We start from the raw sequence: 4,085 nt of genomic DNA, 5'->3' as shown, positions 1-4,085 counted from the left end.
TTCTTTTGAATATATCGTTCTCTAGCTTTCCTTAACAAAAAAGAGTAAACCGCCTCTGTTACCTTTAACTGGTTTAATACATCCTCCGAAGGTCAATACTCCTTTTTATTAATTGTTTTTCACTATCAAGTTTCTTTTTTTGTTCTTCAAGATATTTTAGTAACTGAGCATCTTCAAACTTACGAAGCTTTTGTTTTTTTCGAAACAAAACACACGCCACCCTTATTTCTTGAATTTAGATTATAATTCTCTTCTTCCTTCAATGGCCCTTGAGAGCGTGACTTCATCTGCATATTCCAAATCTCCACCTACCGGAAGCCCGTGAGCAATCCGTGTAACCTTAATGCCAGTAGGTTTTACAAGCCTTGAAATATACATAGCTGTCGCCTCTCCCTCAATTGTAGGGTTCGTTGCAATGATTACTTCCTGAATGGTATCGTCTTGAAGCCGTTTTAAGAGTTCTGGGATTTTAATGTCTTCAGGGCCAATCCCATCCATCGGCGAAATGGCACCTTGAAGGACGTGATAATCACCATGATACTCCTTCATCTTCTCCATAGCAATGACATCCTTTGCTTCTTGAACGACACACACCAAAGACTTATCTCGTTGTTGATCTTCGCAAATTCGACATGGATCGGTGTCCGTAATATTGTAGCAAACAGAACAATAAGTGAGGTTTCGTTTTGCATTTACTAGCGCTTTTGCAAAATCAAGAACATCATCTTCTTTCATATCTAAAACAAAAAAAGCCAGGCGGCTAGCGTCTTAGGTCCAATACCTGGCAATTTCATAAAACCTTCCATTAACTTAGCTATCGGTTCAGGATACTGCAAATTGTCCCCTCCTAGAACATTCCGGGAATATTCATACCTTTCGTGAATTTACCCATATCTTGCTCGACAAGCTCATCAACTTTCTTTAGAGCTTCATTTGTTGCAGCTAAGATTAAGTCTTGTAACATTTCAACATCATCTGGATCGACTACATCCTCAGAGATTTTCACATCCAAGACACGCTTATCTCCACTCGCAATAACCGTTACCATTCCGCCACCAGCAGTAGCTTCAACTGTTTTTTCTTTTAACTCTTCCTGAGCTTTTGCCATTTGCTTTTGCATTTTTTGCATTTGTTTCATCATATTTCCCATGTTTTTCATTTTTGTATCCTCCTCAGTTTATGAATCACTAATTTCAATAAAGTCTTCACCAACTAATTTTACAGCTTCTTCTATTAAAGAGTCACTTTCATTCGTTTCATTAGAAGAACCTTTTTGCTCAGCTACATATTCCTCTTTCACCTGTTCCCAATGTGTTTGAAGAAGTGTAGCAAATGTCGTTTGACCGTTTAATGTATCGGTTAGAATCAATTCTAACACTTCACGGAACTTCGTATCCATCATATCACGATGCATTTCATTTTGAAATGCAAGAACAACAGTTGCCGAAGAGGCAGCTACAGGTTTACAGTCACTTAACCAAGCATGAGCCGGAACACTCTTTGTTTTAATGCGTTCCATAACATCACCCCATCTTGAAGTGACAACTTGTAAATGACGTTTGTCTGCCTCTTTTAAGGTTTCCTTTACTCTTGCTGATGATGTACGTGCTTGAGCAGGAACTTTCTTAACCCTTCTTTGTTTTGGTACTTGCGATTCCTCTGTAGCATTTGACACATGAACGGCCTGTGCGTTTTCTAACCTTTTCTCTAGTAGCACAACCCTTTTCTTTAACTCTTCCACTTCAGTTGAAGATATGGTTGACGCACCATTTTCCCTTACTTGTTGATTCACTAACTTCAATAAAGCCAATTCAAGAAAAATCTTAGGATGCGCAGACCACTTCATTTCTTGTTGACTAGCATTTAACGATTCAATTGCTGAATAGAGCCAAGCACCTTCTACTTTACTTGATAGTTGTTTGAAGTGTTCATCTACTTTTGCACGTTCGAGCAGATCCTCAGCCGCAGGAGCATTTTTATAGAGCAGCAAATCTCTAAAATAATAAATTAAGTCCTCAACAAATCGCACAGGGTCTTTTCCATCTTGGAGTAACTTCTCTAATAGTTGAAGTGCCTGTAACGTATCCCCAACCTCTATCGATGCAACAACATCTGTTAAAGCTTGTTGAGAAACAGCACCTGTTACTGCCAAAACATCTTCTAACTGCAACGTTTCATCTGCAAAGGAAATGGCTTGATCAAGTAAACTTAAAGCATCCCTCATACCACCTTCTGCCGCTCTAGCTATCATAAACAAAGCTTCTTCTTCTGCCGAAACCGAATCATGTTCAAGAATATAGCGCATTCTAGAAACAATTGCCTGATTGGTAATTCTCTTAAAATCAAAGCGTTGACACCTAGAAATAATCGTAAGGGGAATTTTATGAGGTTCAGTTGTAGCTAGTATAAACAATACATGTCCAGGCGGTTCTTCTAAGGTCTTCAATAAAGCGTTAAAGGCTCCCGTTGATAACATATGTACTTCATCAATGATATACACTTTATAACGAACTTCACTTGGAGCAAATTTCACCTTATCACGTATATCCCGTATTTCATCAACACCGTTATTCGAAGCTGCGTCAATTTCTATGACATCAACGATGGAACCTGTCGTAATGCCTACACATGCAGAACACTCATTACAAGGCTCTGCCACAGGGGCTTTTTCACAATTTATCGCTTTTGCTATAATTTTGGCCGCACTTGTCTTACCTGTACCTCGTGGACCAGAGAACAAATAGGCGTGGGATAATTTTTGTTGTAATAATGCATTTTGTAACGTTTTAGTAATGTGCTCTTGTCCTACAACATCTTTTAATTGTTGCGGACGCCAAACACGATACAGCGCTTGATAAGCCAATCCCACTACCTCCTTTTTAAACACTCTTCTCCATTATAGCGATTGCAAAAGGTTTTTTAAAGTATGTATGTTTCTATCAACGATCTCAACTTACAAATATTACATTTTTTCAAAATAAAAAAACAACTACGCGAACGTAATTGTTTTTTATAGAAAATTAATACCGTGCACCCTCTGTCGATAAAGCCATCACAGGCGTTACCTAAGCAGTTAGCTCGGCCCAGGCGACTCCACGGCACACGGAAGGGGCCACTTACTGCTGCTTCCTTCCGGACCTGACAGGGTTCATGGGTTTCCGTTGCGTGGAACCCAAGCGTCAACACCACTTACTTAGGTCAGACCCTGCGATGACAATACCTAAAGAGGGAATTCAGCCTCGCTACAGCGGATTGCGAGTACAGGGCACCGCTACCTCCCCACCTAGCACGGCAAATTAAATAACGTTGTTAAGGCGTCATAACGACGCAATACCTAGTATAGATGGTTTATCTAAAAAAAGCAACCATAACCAACTGGAAAAGCAAACCACACTACTTCAAAGCCTTCTTTCTCAGCCTTAAAGCACGAAAAAATGTCGTTAAGATAGAACTACATCTTTCCTCTAGACAACCAGCGACCACTTTTGTTTGATGATTAAACCTTGGTTCATTTAATAAATTCATTAACGTACCTGCACAACCCGCTTTCGGGTCAGCTGCACCGTAAACGACCTTATCAATACGCGACTGAACAATGGCTCCCGCACACATCGGACAAGGTTCGAGTGTTACATAAAGAGTACAACCTAACAGACGCCAACTACCTAATTTTTCACAAGCCTCATTAATAACAGCAATTTCTGCATGAGCTAACGCTTGCTGATCAATTTCTCTCCTGTTATGAGCCTAGCTATAACCTCATTATCTTTGACAAGTACTGCCCCAATCGGAACTTCTCCTATAGCTTCGGCCTTTTTCGCTTCTTCCAACGCAACCTTCATCCATGTTTCGTGATTATCCAACAAACTCTCACTCCACTCAGCAACAGAAATAATAAAAAACACTACCACTTCTGGTAGTGTAACATTTTATGTATGGCGGAGGAAGAGGGATTCGAACCCCCGCGCGGTTTAACCCGCCTGTCGGTTTTCAAGACCGATCCCTTCAGCCGGACTTGGGTATTCCTCCGTTTGACTGACAAAACTTATTATAAAGAAAAACAAAGAAAAAGACAAGCATTTTTT

General features: G+C 40.1%; 2 protein-coding genes, 1 tRNA gene, 1 other RNA gene and 3 pseudogenes. All 7 read right to left on the bottom strand.

Annotated features, from left to right (window positions below):
* Positions 1-220 (bottom strand): annotated as a pseudogene (locus JCM9140_RS25075) (YaaL family protein); the annotation flags it as partial.
* A gap of 20 nt (positions 221-240) precedes the next feature.
* Positions 241-836: pseudogene (gene recR, locus JCM9140_RS21585) on the bottom strand (recombination mediator RecR).
* Positions 837-847: 11 nt separating this feature from the next.
* A complete protein-coding gene (locus JCM9140_RS21580) occupies positions 848-1,159 on the bottom strand; it encodes a YbaB/EbfC family nucleoid-associated protein (RefSeq protein WP_034751624.1) in 312 nt (103 codons plus the stop codon).
* A gap of 18 nt (positions 1,160-1,177) precedes the next feature.
* A complete protein-coding gene (gene dnaX, locus JCM9140_RS21575) occupies positions 1,178-2,863 on the bottom strand; it encodes a DNA polymerase III subunit gamma/tau (RefSeq protein WP_034751622.1) in 1,686 nt (561 codons plus the stop codon).
* A gap of 163 nt (positions 2,864-3,026) precedes the next feature.
* Positions 3,027-3,292, bottom strand: an RNA gene (ffs, locus tag JCM9140_RS23415) — signal recognition particle sRNA large type.
* 101 nt (positions 3,293-3,393) lie between these two features.
* A pseudogene (gene tadA / locus JCM9140_RS21570) lies at positions 3,394-3,842 on the bottom strand (tRNA adenosine(34) deaminase TadA).
* 94 nt (positions 3,843-3,936) lie between these two features.
* Positions 3,937-4,029 (bottom strand) — tRNA-Ser (locus JCM9140_RS21565).
* Positions 4,030-4,085: the final 56 nt, after the last annotated feature.

The organism is Halalkalibacter wakoensis JCM 9140 (assembly GCF_000513095.1).
In the GTDB taxonomy this organism is placed as follows: Bacteria; Bacillota; Bacilli; order Bacillales; family Bacillaceae_D; genus Halalkalibacter; species Halalkalibacter wakoensis.
Note: the sequence above shows the minus strand (reverse complement) of the source record. Positions and strands in the feature narration are given on the sequence as shown.

Bases quoted from the DNA above. Each gene is read 5' to 3' on its own strand.
- JCM9140_RS21580 (WP_034751624.1), bottom strand. From the start codon at position 1,159: ATGAAAAACATGGGAAATATGATGAAACAAATGCAAAAAATGCAAAAG.